We start from the raw sequence: 19750 nt of genomic DNA on the forward strand, positions 1-19750 counted from the left end.
TCAATATTCACATTATTTAGCCAACATCAAGGCAGCTGCCACCTATGAACTCGCGAATAATTGAATTCTGAGGTATCAGCTCGGGGCTGATGGGGAGGATGTAGTCCAGGAATTTCAGGAGACGCTTGGCTTCCTGGTATTCGGGATCGGTGGGTTTTATCTGGAAGAGTAAGGGGGCTGCGAAGATCTTCAGTACAGGGAGCTCGTAGATCATGCTGGAATTTACCATGACATCGGCTCTTTCCTGGTATGGGAAGATGTTCATGTTCTCGCCTCTTCGTACGTTTTCCCACATGGCGATGGTATCCTTTGCTTTATAGCCTCTGGTGCGGTTGTCACGCACTATACGTCTCAGGAGACGGCCGTCAGTTGTCGGGATGCGGTTGTGGCTGTCGACATTGACCTGGGTCAGGGCTGAGATATATATGCGGTATTTAGCGTCTTCCGATAAAGCATAGGACATTTCATCATTCAGGCAATGGATGCCTTCGATGACCAGAACGTCATTTGGTTTTAATCTGCAAAAATCACCCTTGTATTCTCTCTTTCCGGTGAAGAAATTGTACCTCGGGAGCTGAATGGTTTCTCCGTCCAGAAGCTTCAGCATATCATTGTTAAAAAGCTCCACATCCACACACTTTATGGATTCGAAATCCTTTTTGCCGTTTTCATCCAGGGGAGCAAGTTCGCGGTCCCGGAAATAGTTATCGACGGAAATTGGATGAGGATTAAGTCCAAGGGCCCTCAGCTGAATGCTGAGTCTTCTTGAAAAAGTGGTTTTTCCGGAGCTTGAGGGGCCCGCGATCATAACCACTTTTTTCTTCTTCTCTTCTATGTCCATAGCGATGTTGCCGATGGTTTTCTCGAACAGTGCCTCCTGCATGAGGATGAGGTCATCGGAGTGACCGTCCACTACCATTTCATTCAGTGATCCGATACAGGAGCAGCCGATTTTTTTTGCCCACTTTGAGGAGGTCTGCTGAACGTTATAGAGCTTATCAAAGGGGACAAAATCTGTTATCTTATCGGGTTCCTGACGGGATGGAAGGAGCAATACAAACCCCTCTCCGTACGGTATAAGATCATAGAACTTTATATAGCCTGTACTCGGAACCATATAGCCATAGAAGTAATCCCTGAAGCCGTCCATGTCATAAACATTAACATTGGCAGTCATACGGAAACGGAAAAGCTTTTCTTTACTGTGCATTCCGACCTTACGGAAAAAATCTCTGGCTTCGTTGGTTCTCATGGAGCTTTTTGTGATGGGGATATTCATCTCGTGATAAACGTCCATCTGATCCTTGACCTTTTTCAGAAGCTCAGGCGTGATTTCCACGCCTCCGTTCAGGTGACAGTAGTACCCGCGTCCCAGAGTATAATCTACTATAACTTCGAAACCTTTCACGTCGGAGCATAGCTTATAGAAAGCCTTCAGCATCATAAAGATGGCTGAACGCTCATAGGTCATCTGGCCTATTTTTGACCGTCCGGTTATGAATTGTATATTCCCGTCTTCCTTGCAGGGGTTAAAAAGCTCATATAATACGCTGTTAAATCTGGCAAGTAAGATATCTTCCTTGTAAAGTGACTGGAATTCCTTTGCCATATCAAGAAAGGTTGTGCCTTCCGGGAACTCATAGTTATCTCCGTTTAATGTAATGATCATAATAAACTCCGTTCGTAAACAGCTGTTGGACTTGTTTTTCAAAAACAGGATTCCCCGGAAAGCTGCGGGAAATCCTGGGACAGTTATTTCTATAGTTGTTTTTAAGATGTGAAGTATATTGCTCTCATGAAATCCGGATCAATAAGCGGAGACTATGAAAAATCACAGAGCCTTGGCCGGAAAACGGTAGTAGTCCTTGACGATATCAGCCTCAGGAAAACTGTCTCTGAGGAAATTTCCGATATGCTCAACAAAGATGTGCTCCAGACCATAGTGTCCGGCATCGATGAGACTTACACCTTCTTCGTTAAGATCGATTCCTTCATGATGTCCCATATCACCGCTTATAAATGCATCAACATGAAGAGACAATACTTCTTTAAGCTCGCTTCTGCCGGAACCCGGACAGCAGGCGATAGTTTTAATTGGTGCCCCTGCGTCATAAAAGCTTACAAACGGAAGGTCAAATTTTTCCTTCACAAGCTGAGCCAGTTCATCACAGGTCATGACATTGGGAAGCTTTGCAACAAATCCGATGCCATATTCTTTTATTTCGACAGTATTTCCGGAATTATCAGTTACGAGCTCCGGGGCAGAAATGCTGAGACCTTCCGGGGTTCCGTTTTCGTTACCCACGGGAACATATCCTGTGGGGTCCATGATCTTGGATTTCTCGAAGCCAAGTGTCTCGCATACTATGTCTCCCATGCCTCCGGGACAGCTGTCATAGTTTGTATGCATAGAATAAACAGCTACATCGTTATGAATCAGATCCATGAGCTTGATTCCAAGAGCCGAGCTATCATTTATGCATTTGATTCCTTTAAAAATGATTGGGTGGTGAGTTACGATCATGTCGCAGCCGGATTCAATGGCTTCACTGATTACATCCATGGTTGCGTCCAGTGCAACACATACTCTGAATACCTCTTTGTCTCTTCTGCCCACAAGAAGTCCGGGATTATCCCATTCGCAGGCTGATGCCGGTGGTGCCAAAAGGTCAAGTCTGTCTGCAATATCCCCTACTGTTAACATAAGTACCCCTCCAATGCTTTTAAACAGTGTTTATGTGCTTCTTTTATTGATTCATTCTGCGTTTTCTGAAGGATGCTTTCATACCGTTTCTTTTCTTTCAGAAGAAACTTATGAAGTGTTTCATCCTTCTTGTGCAGCAAGATTCCTCCGTAGATGAAGTCTTCTTCGTTTTTGTAGAAGTCTTCGCCTGATGGTTCCTCTTCCCTGGAACTATCAGCCGAAATAACAGTCATCACTGTGTAATATTTCCCATCCTCCATGAGCATCGCCTCGTCTCTTATGCTCATGCGGTTATCTATGAGAAAGTGCCGGAAATGTTCTATATCCGACTGTGGTGAAAGAATAAAAGTATCAAAATCCCGAAGGCGGTCCTGAAGTATCTTTTCCATCAGAAGTCCGCCCATGCCGGCAATGACTACAGTGTCTGCTTCGTGAGGCAAAACTTCTTTTAATCCATCACTGAGTCGTGTTTCTATTTTGTCCGCAAGACCGGCATTTATGATGTTGCTTTTTGCGGAACTGAGCGGTCCTTCATTGATGTCACAGGCGATAGCCCTTTTGACCTTCCCCTTTAAAACCAGCTCTATGGAAACATAAGCATGATCACAGCCTATATCCGCCACGGTTTCCGAATCCGGAACCAGCTCCACGATTTTTTTAAGTCTGTCAGGTAAATTGGTCATTATAGTTTAAGGTTCTGAAGATCCGACTGCTGCTTGAAAAGCTCTGTAAGTCTGTGCGGATCTACTTCGTTTTCTATTTTCGTATTAAGTGAGGTGAGTTTAATGTTTCTGATGATGTCTTCAAGCCCCCGCTTAAATTCATTTTCGTCGGTATCCTCCGAAAGAAGATTTCCGTTAAACATGCCTGCCACTCTCTCATAGTCTTCGTCGGAATCCCGGAACCGGTCAAGAATCTCATTGGCAGGAGTTTCGTTATAAACCATGGTGAGAACCGTTCCCATGATTTCATCACTCATATCCTCCGGAAGTATAAACTCATGTACCTTAGGAATAAGCTCCGGTTTTTCCTGAAGCCAGGTTATAAGCTGCTTCTCTGATTTCTGCAGAGCCGTTTCCTTCCTGCGAACCTTGTCCTCCTTTGGAGTGAAGTTTGTCTGAGTATACATCCTCTCATTAAGAGGTGATGACTGACGTTCCCTGAGATCGCTCATGTTATTCACAAGCTTTCTCAGACTGTCAAGGTCGATAAGCTGCTCTCTTGCAACGGCCTTCACATAGTTTTCTCTTTCGATAGGTTCTTTTATGTCACTAAGCTTTGAGGCTACTTCATTTGTGTACTGTGTCATTCCGGCAGGATCAGAAAGATCGTAATCCTGCTTCATTACATCTATGAGCCACAGGAAGCTGTTTTTGGCGTTGTCGATGCGATCCTGAAATGCCTCAACCCCCATGGCCTTTATAAACTCATCAGGATCCTTGTAGGGCTTCAGGTTTATGACTCTTGTGTTAATGCCTACGGTCCGAAGCATTGGCATGGCTCTTTTGGCTGCATTGATACCGGCACCGTCCGAGTCATAGGTTAATATAACATCATCCACATATCGTTTTATAAGGCGGCACTGCTGGTCGGTAAGTGCGGTTCCGAGAGAGGCAACGGCATTGGTAAAGCCTGCCTGATGCATCTGGATAACGTCCATGTAGCCTTCGCAAAGAATGAAATATTTCTTTCTGGATTTCTTTGCGTAACACAGACCGAAAAGGTTTCTTGATTTTTCAAAGAGCTTTGTCTCGGGACTGTTCAGGTATTTCGGTTCTCCGTCACCGAGAACACGGCCTCCGAAACCTATAACCCTGTTATTGGCATCCATGATAGGGAATATGACACGGTTAAAGAACTTGTCATAGATTCCTTTTTCCGAGTAATTAATAAGTCCGGACTGATGGAGTAAATCCTCGGAATATCCTGCGGACTTAAGGTACTGGTAGAGTCCGTCTCTGGTCTGATCCGCATAGCCGAGCCCCCAAAGCCGTAAGGTCTCATCACTGAGCTCACGCTTCTTGAAATAGTTCATGCCGATCTGGCCTTTTTTGTCTCTCAGGGCATTATAAAAATAAACCGCAGCCTTTTTGTTAATGTCAAGGAGCTGAACCCTGAGGTCATTTTCCTTTTTTTCTTCCTCCGACTGATTTATCTCGGGAAGCTTATAGCCTACATCATCCGCTACTTTTCGGATAGCCTCGGGAAAAGTAAGGTTCTCGTATTCCATGGTGAATCGGATCACATCTCCGCCCTTACCGCAGCCGAAGCAGTGAAATATCTGCATTCTGGGGTTAACGGAAAAGGATGGAGTTTTTTCGCCGTGGAATGGGCACAGCCCAAAGTAATTGGCTCCCTTTTTCTTTAAATTCACGTACTTTCCGACCACGTCAACTATATCTGCCCGTGACCGGAGTTCCTGAAGTATTTCATCAGAATAACGCAAGGTGAATCTCCTCATCTATTAACGCTGCTTTTGGAGCCTTGATATCTGACACACAGATGCACCTCTGACCGACTCTTCAAAGCATGTTTTTTTTGTTATTTTTGGCTGACAAATGTATGTCGGTCTATCCGGCTCCTGTTAGAATTTCTGCCATCCTATGGGGACAAAATATTCTTTAAATTTGTATATACAGTAATCATCCGTCATGCCGGCAATGTAATCACATACACTTCGTTCATGTGCCAGCAGGATTTTGTTTTCTTTATCAGGGTCATCTTTACTGATGCCTGAAAGGGCATTCTCAAGCATAACCATGTACTCTTTTGTCATGGACTCGGGATTATCCATGTAATATTTAAAAAGAAGTCTGATCATGCGATGAACCTTGACTTCCTCTTTTTTTGCCTCACCACCCATATATACATGGTTAAACATCCACATACGAAGTGACTGCATAGCCTTTTCGGTGGTTGGTGACATACTGAGTTCAGTTTTATCTTTGGAACTGTATATCACATCGTGGATAAGCGTGTTAAGTCGTTCCTTTACCGAGTGTCCGAGAACATCTGTTATCTCCCGCGGGATCTCTTCTTCTTTCATGAGTCCGGCCCGGATGGAATCATCGGTGTCATGATTGATATAGGCAATCTTATCTGCGAAACGAACTGCCTGTCCTTCAAGTGTATGTGGATGACCGGAGGTACGGTGATTAAGGATACCGTCACGTACTTCTTTTGTAAGGTTCAGTCCCTTTCCTCCTTTTTCAAGGACCTCTACAACACGTACACTCTGTTCAACATGTGAGAAGCCGTTGTGGCAAAGCTCATTAAGAATTCGTTCTCCGCTGTGTCCAAAAGGTGTATGGCCGAGATCATGTCCCAGAGCTATGGCTTCAATTAGATCTTCATTGAGTCTTAAGGCTTTTCCAAAGGTGCGGGCAATCTGACTTACCTCCAGGGTATGGGTAAGTCTGGTGCGGTAATGGTCTCCTTCGGGTGCGATAAATACCTGTGTTTTGTGTTTAAGTCTTCTGAAGGCTTTGCAATGTATGATCCGGTCTCTGTCACGTTCGTAGCAGGGGCGGATGTCATCCGGATCTTCATATGTATCACGGCCTGAGGACTCGGCTGACAGGGCTGCATAGGGTGACAATGTGATCCGCTCAAGTTCTTCAAGTTCTTCACGTATACAGCTCATAGTGTCCCCCAGATTATAAAAAATTTATAAATATATGATACCATTTTGGAGCTCAATCCGCAATATATTGGGAGCATCTGTGCATGAAACACTACAGAGTGTAAGGCGATTGTAATGCAATTTTTTAAATTCGTAAGGTTGTGGAATGGGACAGAAAATGCAGGGGATGCGCGACGGCCCACGAGATTGAAAGAACATCCGGCACAGGTATGTTCGCCCCAGCTGCACTGACGTGCATCTGGTTCGTACATGCCTGTACCGGATGTTCTTTCAACTCGCAAGCCTAGCCGCACATCCCCTGCATTTTCTTTACACATTGTCTCACTGTAAAAGTAAAGTGAGAATAAATTATTTTACAGTTCAGCTATTGCTTCGATCTCGCATTTTACACCCTTTGGGATGTCTTTTACGGCGACGCAGGATCTGGCGGGGTTTGAGGTGAAGTATTTTGCGTAGACTTCGTTGAAGGCTGCGAAATCGCTGATGTCGCTGAGGAAGCAGGTGGTTTTTACTACTTTGTCCATGGAGCTTCCGGCAGCTTCTACGAGGCCTTTGATGTTCTTGCAGCTCTGTTCTGCCTGTTCAGCTATGGTTTCGGGTACGTTTCCTGTGGCAGGATCTACAGGGATCTGGCCGGAACAGAAAACGAGGTTTCCTACTTTCATAGCCTGTGAGTATGGGCCGATTGCGGCTGGTGCATTGCTTGTTGTAACTTTCTCCATGATTATCAGTCTCCTTATACGTTTATTTTTTGATTAGAAAAATTCTGATATAAAAAAGTATCGGGTACAGATGGAATTCGCCATCGTAAATTATTTTTATTCTCCCTGCTCTTTTATCTTTGTTATCGCCAGAGTTCCGGTGCGGGCAAGTTCGATGATGCGGATAGACTTGAGGGTGTCAAGGAACATCTGAACACGTTCGGGAGTATCACACATCTTTATGGTCATCATGGTCTTTGAAAGATCAATGATCCTTGCACCCATGATCTGGCAGTTTTCCATGATGTCTTTACGGTTGTCACGGTTATACTTTATTTTGACCAGTACCAGCTCCTGGGACAGACCTTCGCTTTCGTCAAAGGTTTTGACTTTTATTATATCAAGCTTTTTGTTTAACTGTTTTTCAATCTGTTCAAGAGTCCGTTCGTCGCCGCTTGAAACGATGACCATGTTGGAAATGTTTTTATCCTCAGTTTCTCCAACTGTCAGTGAATCGATGTTGAAGCATCGTCTCCAGAAAAGACCTGCTACCTTTGCAAGTACACCCGAACGGTTTTCTACAAGACATGAATATATGCGTTTCATTCGGACCTCCTTAAGATATCTCAGATGGATCAACATCAACTTCCATAAGCACGGATTCATCCATCTTGAGGAATTCTTCGAGACCCGGATCGATGCTGTTGTTATTTGAAACTCTGATATATTTCATACCGTAAGCCTCGGCTATTTTGTCAAGCTCGGGGCTTCCGGAGAGATCCGTTACAGAGAATCTGTCATTGTAGGTGAAATGCTGATACTGTCTTACAAGTCCCAGCCATCCGTTTTTGATAACAGCGATTTTTACCGGAACGTTGTACTGACGCATGGTGGCAAGCTCCATCATGCACATCTGGAAGCCACCGTCACCAACAACCGCAACTACCTGCTTTTTGGGGGCTGCAAGCTTTGCGCCAAGGGCTGCAGGTACGGAATAGCCCATGGTTCCCATACCGCCGGAGGTGAAGAATTTGCCGTTTCGCATAACGTAATTACCGCAGCTCCACATCTGATTCTGGCCGACGTCAGCTACGTAGATGGCATCATCCTTCATTTTGTGGCTTAGCTGTATGATGAATTCTTCAGGTGTTACAAGCTCGGACTTTCTCACTCTTTCAAGCAGATTCTTGAGCTTTTTGTCTTCTGATTCCTTTTTGTAGGTTTTTAATAGATCAACCCATTCGTGATAATCGGCATCGTTTTTCTGTTGATTGAATTCTTCAAAAACGCTTGCTATATCACCAACCAGAGGAATCTCTGGTCCTGCATTTTTACCTATTTCTGCAGGGTCTACGTCGATATGAACCAAGGTCTTGTTTTCTGTAATGAGATCAGGCTGGCTGATGGATCTGTCTGCAACTCTTGCTCCTACCATGATGATCATATCAGCTTCATTCATGGCTCTGTTTCCGTAAGAGTTTCCATTATTGCCCACCATTCCGAAGAACATGGGATCCGAGGTTTTCATTACACCGATTCCCATCATTGTGCAGACAACCGGGATACGATTTTTATCTGCAAAGGTACGGACTGCTTCTTCTGCTGCAGCGAGGTGAACACCGCCACCCACACAGATTATAGGCTTTTTTGCATCCTTAAGTCTTGCGAAGACTTTCTTTATCTGAACGGCATTACCCTTGACCGTCGGACGGTAGGTACGAAGCTTTGCCTCCTCAGGGTAATGAAAATTTTTAATCTCCTCTTTCTGTATATCTATAGGGATGTCTATGAGAACAGGTCCCCGTCTTCCGGAGCTTGCGATATAAAATGCCTCCTTTATGATTCGGGGAATTTCCTTTGAATCTCTTACGATATAAGAATACTTGACAAAGGATTCGCAGGCACCGCAGATGTCAGCCTCCTGGAACACATCCGAACCCACCAGGTGACTGTTAACCTGCCCGGTTATGACTACTATAGGGATACTGTCAGCAAAAGCTGTTGCTATTCCGGTGATGATATTGGTTGCACCGGGACCCGAGGTAACCGCAGCAACTCCGACTTTTCCTGTGGTTCTGGCATAGCCATTGGCCGAATGAGCAGCATTCTGCTCCTGACGAACAAGTATGGTTTTAATGTCGGTGTCCAGGATGCTGTTGAAGAACGGAGCGATAGCAACTCCGGGGTATCCGAAAACGTATTCAACCTGTTCCTGCTCAAGACATTTAACTAAAGCGTCTGCACCTGTCATATGAGGGAATCTCCTTCTTGAGTTCTTATAGAGTCCGCCGGCTTAGTGATTTAAACATTGAGCTGCCGGGCTTTGGATTATATTGCCATTAAAAACGGCTTGTGACTTTATCAGGGTCTGTTTATGAGTTTGAAGCCTTCCTCCACAAACTTCTGGCGGATTGCTTCGATATGCTCGAAGTTTCTTGTCTCCATCTGGAGAGTGAGGTAACAACCATTGATGTCTGTTCCCATGGAGATGGAATTATGGTCAACCTTTGTGACATTGGCACCCATGGATGCAACGATGTGTGAAACCTCTTCAAGCTGACCCGGCTTGTCCAGAAGCTCTAAAGTGAGGTCGGCCTTTCTTCCGGTCTTGATGAGACCGCGGTTTATAACTCGTGAAAGGATGTTAACGTCGATATTTCCTCCTGATACTACGCAGACCACTTTCTTGCCCGCAACAGGAATCTTATTGAAAAGTACTGCAGCTACGGAAACGGCACCGGCACCCTCTGAAACCACCTTCTGCTTCTCCATAAGTGTAAGAATTGCGGCAGCTGTCTCATCATCTGTAACTGTTACTATTTCATCTACATATTTGCTTACCATGTCATAAGTTACATCACCGGGACACTTTACAGAGATACCGTCTGCAAAGGTGTGAACCGTCTTAAGAGGTTCGATTTTCTTGTTCTTGATGGCTTCAGCCATGCTTGGAGCTCCCTCTGCCTGAACTCCGTATACCTTACAGTTAGGGTTCAGCTTTTTAACAACGAAGCTTACACCTGAAATGAGTCCGCCGCCTCCGATAGGAACTACAACTGCATCGGCATCTGCAAGCTGGTCGCAGATTTCCATACCTATAGTTCCCTGTCCGGCGATGACATCAATATCATCGAACGGGTGAATAAATACAGCCCCTGACTCCTTCTGATATGCAACAGATGCTGCATAGGCATCGTCATATACCCCGTCTATCATGCGAACCTCGGCACCAAAGCTCTTTGTGGCTTCAACCTTTGAAATAGGTGCTATGGCAGGAAGGAAGATAGTTGACTTGATTCCTGCTCTCTGAGCTGCCAATGCTACGCCCTGTGCATGATTTCCTGCAGAACAGGCAACAACTCCCTTTGTCTTCTCTTCCGGTGAAAGGGTTGAGATTTTGTAGTAAGCACCTCTTATCTTGAAAGAACCTGTATTCTGAAGATTTTCAGCCTTCAGATAAAGGTCGCAGCCTGCATCGATCCTGGTTGCATGTACAAGTTCGGTTTTGTTGATGACAGGCTTGAGTACGTGTGCTGCCTGGTATACGCGGTCTAGTGTAAGTTCGTTCATGATTTTTTAGTCCTCCCAAATTTTGCGATCTTTGGGTGTTTTCCTGAAGAATTGATCTTCTGTATGAAAGCCTCGAAAATCGTAGATTGATTTCAATCTCAGAAAGCTGTTATGTAATGTGCTGCAAGATCGTCCGGCCTCTGAGTGTGAGGGATAGTGCCCTCTGATTTATTTAGTCTTCCTTGAATTCTGTTCTCAGGTCAACCTTTCTGATATCATACAGCTTTTCAAGCTGTGAAATAACCTGAGTTCTCATATAGTCGTCTCCTGTGGAAACGATCTCTATCTTGGTTACACCGGGAACATCTGTCGGGCCGGCGTGGATCGTCTCGATGTTATAGCCTCTTTTTGAGTAAAGACCTGTAATTCTGTTAAGTACACCGAAACGATTATTTACCCAAAGATCAATGATAAATTTCTCTTCCATGATTAGCTTTGTTCCTTTCAATATACTGGTTTAGGCAGTCTGTACTAAACTGCTTCGAAATATCATTATAAATGCTTCAACCTGCAGTTCCCACGATGACGTCGGGTAATGAGACTTTAATCTTTAAGAATAATGCTCTTTATTGACTTTCCTGGCGGGATCATAGGAAGAACCTTTTCATCCTCGCTTATATGACAGTCTATAACGAAGGAGCCAGCCGGTTCTTTATCGGTCTCTTCCAGTACTTTCTCAAGCTCTTCAAGAGTTGATACAGAGTAGCCCTTTGAGCCGAAGGCATCCGCAAGGGCTGCAAAGTTGGTTTTTCTTGCGAGAGTAGTCTGAGAATATCTGCCTTCGTAGAAAATGCCCTGCCACTGACGTACCATGCCGAGAACATTGTTATCAAGGATAACTACGGTTATGGGAAGCTCCTGGCTTACAACTGTACAAAGCTCATTCAGGTTCATACCGAAGGAACCTTCTGAAGTAAAAAGAACTGTTCTTTTACGGCCTGAACCTATGCAGCCTCCGATTGCGGCGCCCAGTCCATAGCCCATGGTACCGAGGCCACCTGAGGTAAGTAAGGTACGGGGCTGTTCGAAATCATAGAACTGTACTGTCCACATCTGGTGCTGCCCCACATCGGTAGCAACGACTGTGTCATCCTGAACATGTTTTCTGACAGTTTCAATGATGTTTTTCGGACAGAACTCTCCGGGACGATCCGGGATTCTGGTCTTCTTGAACTCTTCAACCTCTTCTCTCCATTCCTTGTGGCGAACCCCCTGGATGTCCTTGAGAAGATCCTGAAGGATACCCTTTATCTCACCCTGGAGACAGACATCGGGGCTTACATTCTTTCCGAACTCAGCCTTGTCTATGTCAATGTGAATGACGGTACATTTTCTTGTGTATTCACTGATATCTCCCGTTGCACGGTCTGAGAATCGCACACCGATAGCCAGCATCAGATCACATTCTGCCTGAGCCTTTGTGGCTGCGTACTGTCCATGCATTCCGCACATTCCCAGGTTATAATCATAGGAATCCGGGATTGCTGTTCTGCCCATCATACTGAGTCCTATGGGGGCATCCAGTCGATGTGAAAGCTCCAGAACCTCTTTTTCCGCACCTGATGCGAGAACGCCGCCGCCGCAATATATAAATGGTCTCTTGCAGTTCTTTATAGCCTCCAGCGCAGCTTCCTTAACGTAAGGAACCTTTGGCTTATCCGGCATGCGGGGAACAACTGCGATACCGTACTCACACATGTCGGTCTGGACATTCTTTGGAATATCTATAAGTACAGGACCCTTTCTTCCGGAGTTTGCAATGAGAAATGCCTCCTTGATGGTCTGCTCCAGTTCCTGAACCGAACGTACCATAAAGTTGTGCTTTACCACCGGCTGGGTGATGCCCACAATGTCTACTTCCTGGAAACTGTCACGGCCCAGAGCATTGATGGAAACATTACCGGTGATGGCAACGAGCGGAACTGAATCAAGGTTTGCATTGGCGATGCCGGTAACAAGATTGGTGGCACCCGGACCGGAAGTTGCGATAACTACTCCGGTTTTACCGGAGGCTCTTGCATAGCCGTCTGCTGCGTGACAGGCGCCCTGCTCGTGAGCTGAAATGATATGGTTGATCCTGTCACTGTTTTTATACAGCTCGTCATAGATGTCGAGAACTGCGCCTCCGGGATAACCGAACACGGTATCAACGCCCTGCTTGACAAGTTCTTCGATCAGAATCTGTGCTCCCTTTAATCTCATCTTAGTTCTCCTTTGAAGGTGATAATAATCCTATGATATGAGTCGTTAAAACGCTGCAGAATCCGGCAGATACCTTTCGGATCCCGTGTAACCCTCACATGTGCATTTGTGTATACACAGCGCCCGCGTGACGGCTTTATTGCGGATATAATAAGTTTTAATACTATAAATCACAAATATAACTATACAACTATTTCGAATAAATATCATGGATTTTCGACGGCTTTTTCTTCATTAAGAAGAGGAAGTTCCCTGCTAAAAAAATAACCTTGCAGTTGTAAAGCTGCAAGGTTTAAAAGCGCGTCATGACTTTATATCTCCTGAAAAGCTTTACACAAATAAGCATTATTGCTAATGACAATAATGTTCACGAGAATAATAATGACTGCTAGTATAACACTATAATTATTCATGCTTCTTTGCGTGCCTTTCATTAAAATATATAAAACAATTATGACTTTATAAGTATGGCATGTCAACAATCAATAAGTTATGGCTGTTATGCTTTGAGATTGAAGACCGGGCGGCTTTTTCGAAAGGTTCAAAACTTATGGTGTGGCAGTCTTTCCCGGATTCAGGGAATTGATGAACTGCTGTGCGACTCTTCCGGTGTGGCCACCCTTTCTCACGGACCAGACATTGGCAGCGGCAAGAAGCTCTTTCTCCTCCATATCGATGTGATATTTCTTTGCGAGATTGATGACAATTTGCTGGAATTCCTGCATGCTTGGCTTGGTGTACAGGATGTTGAGACCAAAGCGGTCCACAAGAGACAGCTTCTCTTCCAGGGTGTCGGAGTGGAATACATCTCCGCCTACTCCCATATCGTCACGATCCTTTGTGTTTTCCTTTATGAGATGACGGCGGTTGGAGGTGGCATAAATAAGAATGTTATCCGGCTTTGTTTCGAAGCCGCCTTCGATGACTGCCTTAAGGTATTTGTATTCGATCTCAAAATCCTCAAAGGAAAGGTCATCCATGTAGATTATGAATTTATAGTTTCTGGTCTTGACCTTTGAAATCACGTATGAAAGATCCTTGAACTGATGCTTGTAGATTTCGATGAGTCTGAGACCCTTAGGGTAAAACTCGTTGAGGGTTGCTTTGATGGTGGTGGACTTTCCGGTCCCGGCATCGCCATAGAGAAGTACGTTGTTGGCACTCTTCCCTTCCACAAAAGCAAGGGTATTGTCATAGACCTGCTTCTTCTGCAGTTCATATCCCACAAGGTCATCGTAGTTTACCGACTCCAGGTTGTTGATAGGGATAAGCTCAGGAGAACCGTCAATATTATTTCTGATACGGAAAGCTTTATTGAGACCAAACATTCCGACGCCGTAGTTTTCATAGTATTCCGAGATGGCATCATAAAAGCGCTCCCGAGTACCGGCCGAGAGAAGTCTGACCTTCAGAGAGTTTACGGTTTTTGAAATGTAGCTGTAATACATTCTCTCGTGCTTCTGCACAGCCTTATAGGACTGCAGCTTTTTCATACAGCTGATCCCAAGCTTCAGTTCAAGGAAGGAGAAATCATAATGAATCAGGTCCATAAGATACCGGCAATCTCCGAGAGCTATCTCGGAGGCGGAGCCTCTTGGAATCACACTGTTTTCGGAAACCAGAGCAAGAGGATTTTCATCATTCATGATGAGAAAGCTAATGTAGGCTGCCCAGAGATTCTCAGTGAAACCGTATTTTGTTGCAGTCTCCATGATGTAGTGAACCTCATCCAGGCACTCCGAAAGAAGCTCTTGAACAGACTGCTGCTCATTGTATCTCAGGAGATTCTCCGCTTTCGCCAGAGTTCTCAGAGTCCGGTCATGTTTTACATTGTTGTATAAGATGAGATGGTCAAGTATTTCAAGCATTATTCACCTCCGTGCCTGAATAGAAATAAAGACCGGCGTTTAAAACAGCCGGCCTAAAAACATCTTTGTGAAAACTATTAGTTGTTAACGAGCTTGTCAGATTCGTTGTTCCAGCTGTAAAGCTTTCTGATATCTGCACCAACTGTCTCTGTAGGGTGCTGAGCAGCCTTTGCTCTCATTGCCTGGAAGTGAACCTTACCGTTGTTCATATCCTGAAGGAACTCAGATGCAAATGTTCCGTCCTGGATATCTGAAAGAATCTTCTTCATAGCCTTCTTGGTATCCTCTGTAACGATCTTAGGACCTGTTACATAGTCACCGAACTCAGCTGTGTTGGAGATAGAATATCTCATGCCTGCGAAACCTGACTGATAGATAAGGTCTACGATAAGCTTCATCTCGTGAACACACTCGAAATAAGCATTTCTTGGATCATAGCCGGCCTCAACGAGAGTATCGAAACCTGCCTGCATAAGTGCGCAAACACCACCGCAAAGAACTGCCTGCTCACCGAAAAGATCTGTCTCTGTCTCTGTCTTGAAGGTTGTCTCAAGGATACCTGCACGTGCGCCGCCGATGCCTGCGCCGTAAGCAAGAGCCTTGTCAAGTGCATGACCTGTAGCATCCTGATGGATAGCTACGAGACAAGGAGTTCCTTTTCCTGCCTGATACTCTGAACGAACTGTATGTCCCGGAGCCTTAGGAGCGATCATAGCTACATCAACATCTGCAGGGGGAACGATGAGCTTGTAGTTGATATTGAAGCCGTGTGCGAACATAAGCATATCGCCGGCCTTAAGGTTTGGCTCTACATCCTTCTTGTACATATCTGCCTGAAGCTCGTCGTTAATGAGGATCATAATGACGTCTGACTGCTTTACAGCCTCTGCTGTAGGAAGTACTGTGAGACCCTGTGATTCTGCCTTAGCCTTTGATTTTGAACCCTCATAAAGACCAACGACTACATCACAGCCTGACTCTTTAAGATTGAGTGCATGAGCATGTCCCTGTGATCCGTATCCGATGATGCAGATCTTCTTGCCGTTAAGGAAAGATATGTCACAGTCTTTTTCGTAAAATAATCTTGGTTCTGCCATTTTTAAAATCCTCCAAAATATAGTAATTAACTCATAAGCTTATATCGCTTGTAATTTAGTAAAATTATAGTTTTTGCACAATCAAAATGCAACATGAATTATGAGAAGATAATATATTATAACTTCATAGAATGTATAACCTGCTGCATAAGTCCTGTATCAGGCATAGAATCATCCGTCAAGCTCAGTTGGAATCCACCGGGGACGGTTTCTCGCCGGTGAGAAACCGTCCCCGGTGGATGGCTATTGTGGCAAAAAAACGGATTGAATGTTTACATTCAATCCGCGTTTTCTCAAACAATTTTAGAAATATTATTTTATTCTTTCAGCAATCTCTCTCGCTACATATACTCCGCTTGCTGAAGCATGTGAAAGCGAATGGGTAACACCGCTTCCGTCTCCTATTACAAAGAGATCGGGATAAATGGTCTCAAGCTTCTCATCAACAGAAACTTCCATATTGTAGAACTTAACCTCTACACCGTAAAGCAGGGTGTCATCATTGGCAGTACCCGGAGCGATCTTATCGAGAGCGTAGATCATCTCGATGATTCCATCAAGGATTCGCTTTGGAAGAACGAGACTCAGGTCGCCGGGGGTAGCCTTAAGGGTAGGTCTTACAGTGCCCTCTTCTATACGCTTAACGGTACTGCGTCGTCCCCTTTCGAGATCTCCGAATCTCTGTACGATAACTCCTCCGCCCAGCATATTGGAGAGGCGGGCAATGCTTTCACCGTAGCCGTTACTGTCCTTAAAAGGCTCTGAGAAATGCTTGCTTACCAGAAGCGCAAAGTTTGTATTCTCGGTCTGAAGTGAAGGATCCTCATAGCTGTGACCGTTTACTGTGATGATGCCGTTGGTGTTTTCATTAACAACCGCACCACGGGGGTTCATACAGAAGGTACGGACAGAATCCTCAAACTTCTGGGTCTGGTAAACGATCTTTCCTTCGTAGAGCGCACTGGTGATATCCTCAAATACAACCGCCGGAAGTTCTACACGGACACCAAGGTCAACACGGTTTGACTTGGTCGGGATATTAAGCTCTTCACATACTGACTGCATCCACTTACTTCCGCTTCGGCCTACAGAGATGACGCAGTATTTACAGGTGGCTTTACCGTCCTTAAAGGACACCTCATAGCCATCCTCAAGCTTCTCAACCTTTTCGATAGGTGTTCTGAAGAAGAATTTGATGTGATCCTTCATTTCTTCATACATATTTTTGAGAACCACATAGTTCTTGTCGGTTCCCAGATGTCTTACGGATGCATCAAGGAGTGTAAGTTTACTCTGGATACACTTCTTTTTAAACTCGGATCCTGAGGTGCTGTAAAGCTTTGTGCCCTCGCCGCCGTGGCTCATGTTAATGTTGTCAACATATTTCATAAGCTCGATAGCATTGTCACGACCTACGTGCTCGTAGAGAGTTCCGCCGAAAGCATTGGTAATGTTGTACTTACCGTCAGAGAAGGCTCCCGCACCGCCGAAACCGCTCATGATGGAGCAGATAGGACAATTGATGCAGGACTTAATCTTGTCACCGTCTATGGGACATTTTCTCTTTTCCAGAGGATTGCCGGATTCATAAACTGCAATCTGAAGCTGTGGGTCCAGTTTCATAAGCTCATAGGCCGCGAATATACCTCCAGGTCCCGCGCCGATTATTATAACGTCAAAATTAGTGTTCATTGATTTTCTCCTTAAAAAGGCTGCCATTTGCAGTTTGCTTACGACAAAAGTCAAGCGTAAAGTACCTTGGCAAAAGCATAAAGTGTCTTCGTATAATCATTAAGCATTAAGTGCCTGTGAAAGATCATCGATTATGTCCTGAACATTCTCGATGCCGACTGAAAGTCTGATCATATCAGGCTTGATTCCGCCTGCCAGAAGCTCTTCATCTGTCATCTGACGGTGAGTTGAGGATGCGGGATGAAGAACACAGGTGTGCGCGTCGGCAACGTGTGTTGCGATGATAGCGAGCTTTAGGCGCTTCATGAACTCTTCAGCATTTGCTCTTCCGCCCTTCACACCGAAGGAAATAACACCGCAGGTGCCGTCCGGCATGTACTTTTTAGCGCGATCATAATACTTGTCGCCCTTAAGTCCAGGATATGTTACATAAGCCACCTTCTCATTAGCCTGAAGGAACTCGGCAACCTTCTGTGCATTTTCACAATGTCTCTGCATTCTGACAGCAAGGGACTCAAGTCCAAGGTTCAGCATGTAGCAGTTCATAGGTGAAGGTATGGAACCGAGGTCTCTCATGAGCTGTGCTGTGGCCTTTGTGATGAAGGCGCCTGCTTTGCCAAACTTTTCTGCATAGGTGATGCCGTGATAGGAATCATCCGGTGTGCAGAGTCCCGGGAACTTGTCAGCATGAGCCATCCAGTCAAAATTACCTGAATCAACGATGGCACCGCCTACTGTTGCATCGTGACCGTCCATGTATTTTGTGGTTGAATGAGTTACGATATCTGCTCCCCATTCGATAGGTCTGCAGTTGATAGGTGTTGCAAAGGTGTTGTCGATGATTAGAGGTACGCCATGCTTATGGGCTGCATCGGCAAAACGCTCAATGTCTAAAACTATAAGAGCGGGGTTTGCTATGGTCTCTCCGAAAACACACTTTGTGTTTGGCTTGAATGCTGCTTCCAGCTCTTCGTCTGAGCATTCCGGATCCACAAAAGTGAAATCTATGCCCATTTTCCTCATGGTGACATTAAAAAGGTTGAAGCTTCCGCCATAGATACTTGAAGATGCGATCACATGATCTCCTGCACTTGCCAGATTGAAAACAGAGAAAAATGTTGCCGCCTGACCTGAAGATGTAAGCATTGCTGCTGTTCCGCCCTCAAGGGCTGCGATCTTTGCAGCAACGTAATCATTGGTAGGATTCTGAAGTCTTGTATAGAAGTATCCTTCAGCCTCCAGATCGAAAAGCTTTCCCATGTCAGCACTTGTATCGTACTTAAAGGTGGTGCTCTGATATATAGGTATCATGCGTGGCTCGCCATTTTTTGGTGTATAGCCGGCTTCAATGCATTTTGTTTCTTTTTTCATTAGTTTGCGAAGCTCCTTTTGGATGATTTGTTAATGTGAATTTAAACACGTCATAAGTGGGTGACAAACAGCTTTGACACCCACTTACTTTTACCTATTCATGATAGCGCATCACCGTTACCTTGTAAAATTAATTATATGTTATGGCTGATATCACCCTTTAATCCACCGGGCACAAAAAAAGAGTTTTGGGAAACCCAAAACTCTTTTTTTTAGTCGATGCGACAAGATTCGAACTTGCGACCTCTGCGTCCCGAACGCAGCGCTCTACCAAGCTGAGCCACGCATCGCTTTTGTGCAAATGAAATCTTAGCAAAGCAATGGAGATGTGTCAAGTTCTGATTATTTTTTTCTGAAATAATTCTCGACAAGCGGTAACAGTTCAGTCGGTGGACCACCAACCCCGTCCCCCCTGGTCCACCGACTGAACTGTTATGACAAACTGATTAAAAGTACAGATTTTTGTTTTAAAACGGCAAATATTGCTTGCGTTGTAATCTTAATTTTACGTAATGACCCTAAGTGAGTTATAATGATTTGAATATGATATATAGGTTTAAGATATATCTTATTTAAATGAAACAGTCTTAATCCCCCAGCTGAGCTGGGGGAGCAATAAAAGCGGAAGCGATAAACGGAGTAACATAAACTAAAACCTCCGATGTACAATAAGTGCAGGTCTAGCAAACCACACTAATTGAAACGGAGGATTAGGTCCAATGGACAATCAAAGTTTATCACATAGCAAGTATAATTGCACATATCATATCGTGTTCATTCCGAAATACAGACGTAAAGTAATGTATGGAAAACTACAAGCGGAGGTAGGACAGATATTAGGAAAAGTGTGCAAGATGGAAGGCGTAACAATAATTAAGGCGGCTACAATGACAGATCATGTA

General features: G+C 44.7%; 16 protein-coding genes and 1 tRNA gene. 1 reads left to right on the forward strand and 16 read right to left on the reverse strand.

Annotated elements, in window-relative coordinates:
* Positions 1-16: 16 nt before the first annotated feature.
* The 16 genes from G625_RS0110710 to G625_RS0110785 all read right to left on the reverse strand — a co-directional run bounded on the left by G625_RS0110710 (position 17) and on the right by G625_RS0110785 (position 19138).
* On the reverse strand, positions 17-1669 hold the full coding sequence (locus G625_RS0110710) for a nucleoside kinase (RefSeq protein ID WP_044932369.1): 1653 nt from the start codon (positions 1667-1669) through the stop codon (positions 17-19).
* Positions 1670-1831: 162 nt separating this feature from the next.
* The gene (locus G625_RS0110715; protein ID WP_029201118.1) at positions 1832-2704 is read right to left on the reverse strand and encodes a Nif3-like dinuclear metal center hexameric protein; all 873 of its coding nucleotides are present in this window, start codon (positions 2702-2704) and stop codon (positions 1832-1834) included.
* The gene (locus G625_RS0110720; RefSeq protein ID WP_029201119.1) at positions 2698-3387 is read right to left on the reverse strand and encodes a tRNA (adenine(22)-N(1))-methyltransferase; all 690 of its coding nucleotides are present in this window, start codon (positions 3385-3387) and stop codon (positions 2698-2700) included. Before G625_RS0110720 ends, G625_RS0110715 begins: the two co-directional genes overlap by 7 nt.
* On the reverse strand, positions 3387-5150 hold the full coding sequence (gene dnaG / locus G625_RS0110725) for a DNA primase (RefSeq protein ID WP_029201120.1): 1764 nt from the start codon (positions 5148-5150) through the stop codon (positions 3387-3389). Before dnaG ends, G625_RS0110720 begins: the two co-directional genes overlap by 1 nt.
* 138 nt (positions 5151-5288) lie before the next feature.
* Positions 5289-6347, reverse strand: coding sequence for a deoxyguanosinetriphosphate triphosphohydrolase (locus tag G625_RS0110730; protein ID WP_044932372.1), 1059 nt, complete (start codon positions 6345-6347; stop codon positions 5289-5291).
* Between the two features lie 353 nt (positions 6348-6700).
* The gene (locus G625_RS0110735; RefSeq protein WP_029201122.1) at positions 6701-7069 is read right to left on the reverse strand and encodes a RidA family protein; all 369 of its coding nucleotides are present in this window, start codon (positions 7067-7069) and stop codon (positions 6701-6703) included.
* A gap of 96 nt (positions 7070-7165) precedes the next feature.
* Positions 7166-7654 carry an acetolactate synthase small subunit gene (gene ilvN / locus G625_RS0110740; RefSeq protein WP_029201123.1) on the reverse strand — a complete coding sequence of 163 codons (489 nt, stop codon included), beginning with the start codon at positions 7652-7654 and terminating at the stop codon, positions 7166-7168.
* 10 nt (positions 7655-7664) lie between these two features.
* Positions 7665-9299 carry a biosynthetic-type acetolactate synthase large subunit gene (gene ilvB / locus G625_RS0110745; RefSeq protein WP_029201124.1) on the reverse strand — a complete coding sequence of 545 codons (1635 nt, stop codon included), beginning with the start codon at positions 9297-9299 and terminating at the stop codon, positions 7665-7667.
* A 110-nt stretch (positions 9300-9409) separates the two neighbouring features.
* The gene (ilvA, locus tag G625_RS0110750; RefSeq protein WP_044932374.1) at positions 9410-10618 is read right to left on the reverse strand and encodes a threonine ammonia-lyase; all 1209 of its coding nucleotides are present in this window, start codon (positions 10616-10618) and stop codon (positions 9410-9412) included.
* Positions 10619-10790: 172 nt separating this feature from the next.
* Complete coding sequence (ilvN, locus tag G625_RS0110755; RefSeq protein WP_029201126.1) at positions 10791-11045, reverse strand: acetolactate synthase small subunit; 255 nt, start codon at positions 11043-11045, stop codon at positions 10791-10793.
* 116 nt (positions 11046-11161) lie between these two features.
* Positions 11162-12820, reverse strand: coding sequence for a biosynthetic-type acetolactate synthase large subunit (ilvB, locus tag G625_RS0110760; RefSeq protein ID WP_029201127.1), 1659 nt, complete (start codon positions 12818-12820; stop codon positions 11162-11164).
* Between the two features lie 548 nt (positions 12821-13368).
* Positions 13369-14688 carry an ATP-binding protein gene (locus tag G625_RS0110765; RefSeq protein WP_029201128.1) on the reverse strand — a complete coding sequence of 440 codons (1320 nt, stop codon included), beginning with the start codon at positions 14686-14688 and terminating at the stop codon, positions 13369-13371.
* Between the two features lie 77 nt (positions 14689-14765).
* On the reverse strand, positions 14766-15785 hold the full coding sequence (ilvC, locus tag G625_RS0110770; protein WP_029201129.1) for a ketol-acid reductoisomerase: 1020 nt from the start codon (positions 15783-15785) through the stop codon (positions 14766-14768).
* Between the two features lie 312 nt (positions 15786-16097).
* Complete coding sequence (locus G625_RS0110775; RefSeq protein WP_029201130.1) at positions 16098-17477, reverse strand: NAD(P)/FAD-dependent oxidoreductase; 1380 nt, start codon at positions 17475-17477, stop codon at positions 16098-16100.
* A 99-nt stretch (positions 17478-17576) separates the two neighbouring features.
* The gene (locus tag G625_RS0110780) at positions 17577-18848 is read right to left on the reverse strand and encodes an O-acetylhomoserine aminocarboxypropyltransferase/cysteine synthase family protein (RefSeq protein ID WP_029201131.1); all 1272 of its coding nucleotides are present in this window, start codon (positions 18846-18848) and stop codon (positions 17577-17579) included.
* Positions 18849-19064: 216 nt separating this feature from the next.
* Positions 19065-19138: transfer RNA gene (locus G625_RS0110785), tRNA-Pro, on the reverse strand.
* Positions 19139-19567: 429 nt separating this feature from the next.
* Between G625_RS0110785 and tnpA the strand changes: the two genes are divergently transcribed.
* The coding region (gene tnpA / locus G625_RS0110790; RefSeq protein ID WP_029201132.1) for an IS200/IS605 family transposase at positions 19568-19750 on the forward strand (183 nt) is incomplete at its 3' end.

The sequence above is a fragment of the Oribacterium sp. NK2B42 genome (genome assembly GCF_000424445.1).
Lineage (GTDB): Bacteria > Bacillota > Clostridia > Lachnospirales > Lachnospiraceae > Oribacterium.

Excerpts from the sequence above, each read along its gene's own strand:
- G625_RS0110710 (WP_044932369.1), bottom strand. The coding sequence starts at position 1,669 with ATGATCATTACATTAAACGGAGATAACTATGAGTTCCCGGAAGGCACA.
- G625_RS0110715 (WP_029201118.1), bottom strand. The coding sequence starts at position 2,704 with ATGTTAACAGTAGGGGATATTGCAGACAGACTTGACCTTTTGGCACCA.
- G625_RS0110720 (WP_029201119.1), bottom strand. The coding sequence starts at position 3,387 with ATGACCAATTTACCTGACAGACTTAAAAAAATCGTGGAGCTGGTTCCG.
- G625_RS0110730 (WP_044932372.1), bottom strand. The coding sequence starts at position 6,347 with ATGAGCTGTATACGTGAAGAACTTGAAGAACTTGAGCGGATCACATTG.
- G625_RS0110735 (WP_029201122.1), bottom strand. The coding sequence starts at position 7,069 with ATGGAGAAAGTTACAACAAGCAATGCACCAGCCGCAATCGGCCCATAC.
- ilvN (WP_029201123.1), bottom strand. The coding sequence starts at position 7,654 with ATGAAACGCATATATTCATGTCTTGTAGAAAACCGTTCGGGTGTACTT.
- ilvB (WP_029201124.1), bottom strand. The coding sequence starts at position 9,299 with ATGACAGGTGCAGACGCTTTAGTTAAATGTCTTGAGCAGGAACAGGTT.
- ilvA (WP_044932374.1), bottom strand. The coding sequence starts at position 10,618 with ATGAACGAACTTACACTAGACCGCGTATACCAGGCAGCACACGTACTC.
- ilvN (WP_029201126.1), bottom strand. The coding sequence starts at position 11,045 with ATGGAAGAGAAATTTATCATTGATCTTTGGGTAAATAATCGTTTCGGT.
- ilvB (WP_029201127.1), bottom strand. The coding sequence starts at position 12,820 with ATGAGATTAAAGGGAGCACAGATTCTGATCGAAGAACTTGTCAAGCAG.
- G625_RS0110765 (WP_029201128.1), bottom strand. The coding sequence starts at position 14,688 with ATGCTTGAAATACTTGACCATCTCATCTTATACAACAATGTAAAACAT.
- ilvC (WP_029201129.1), bottom strand. The coding sequence starts at position 15,785 with ATGGCAGAACCAAGATTATTTTACGAAAAAGACTGTGACATATCTTTC.
- G625_RS0110775 (WP_029201130.1), bottom strand. The coding sequence starts at position 17,477 with ATGAACACTAATTTTGACGTTATAATAATCGGCGCGGGACCTGGAGGT.
- G625_RS0110780 (WP_029201131.1), bottom strand. The coding sequence starts at position 18,848 with ATGAAAAAAGAAACAAAATGCATTGAAGCCGGCTATACACCAAAAAAT.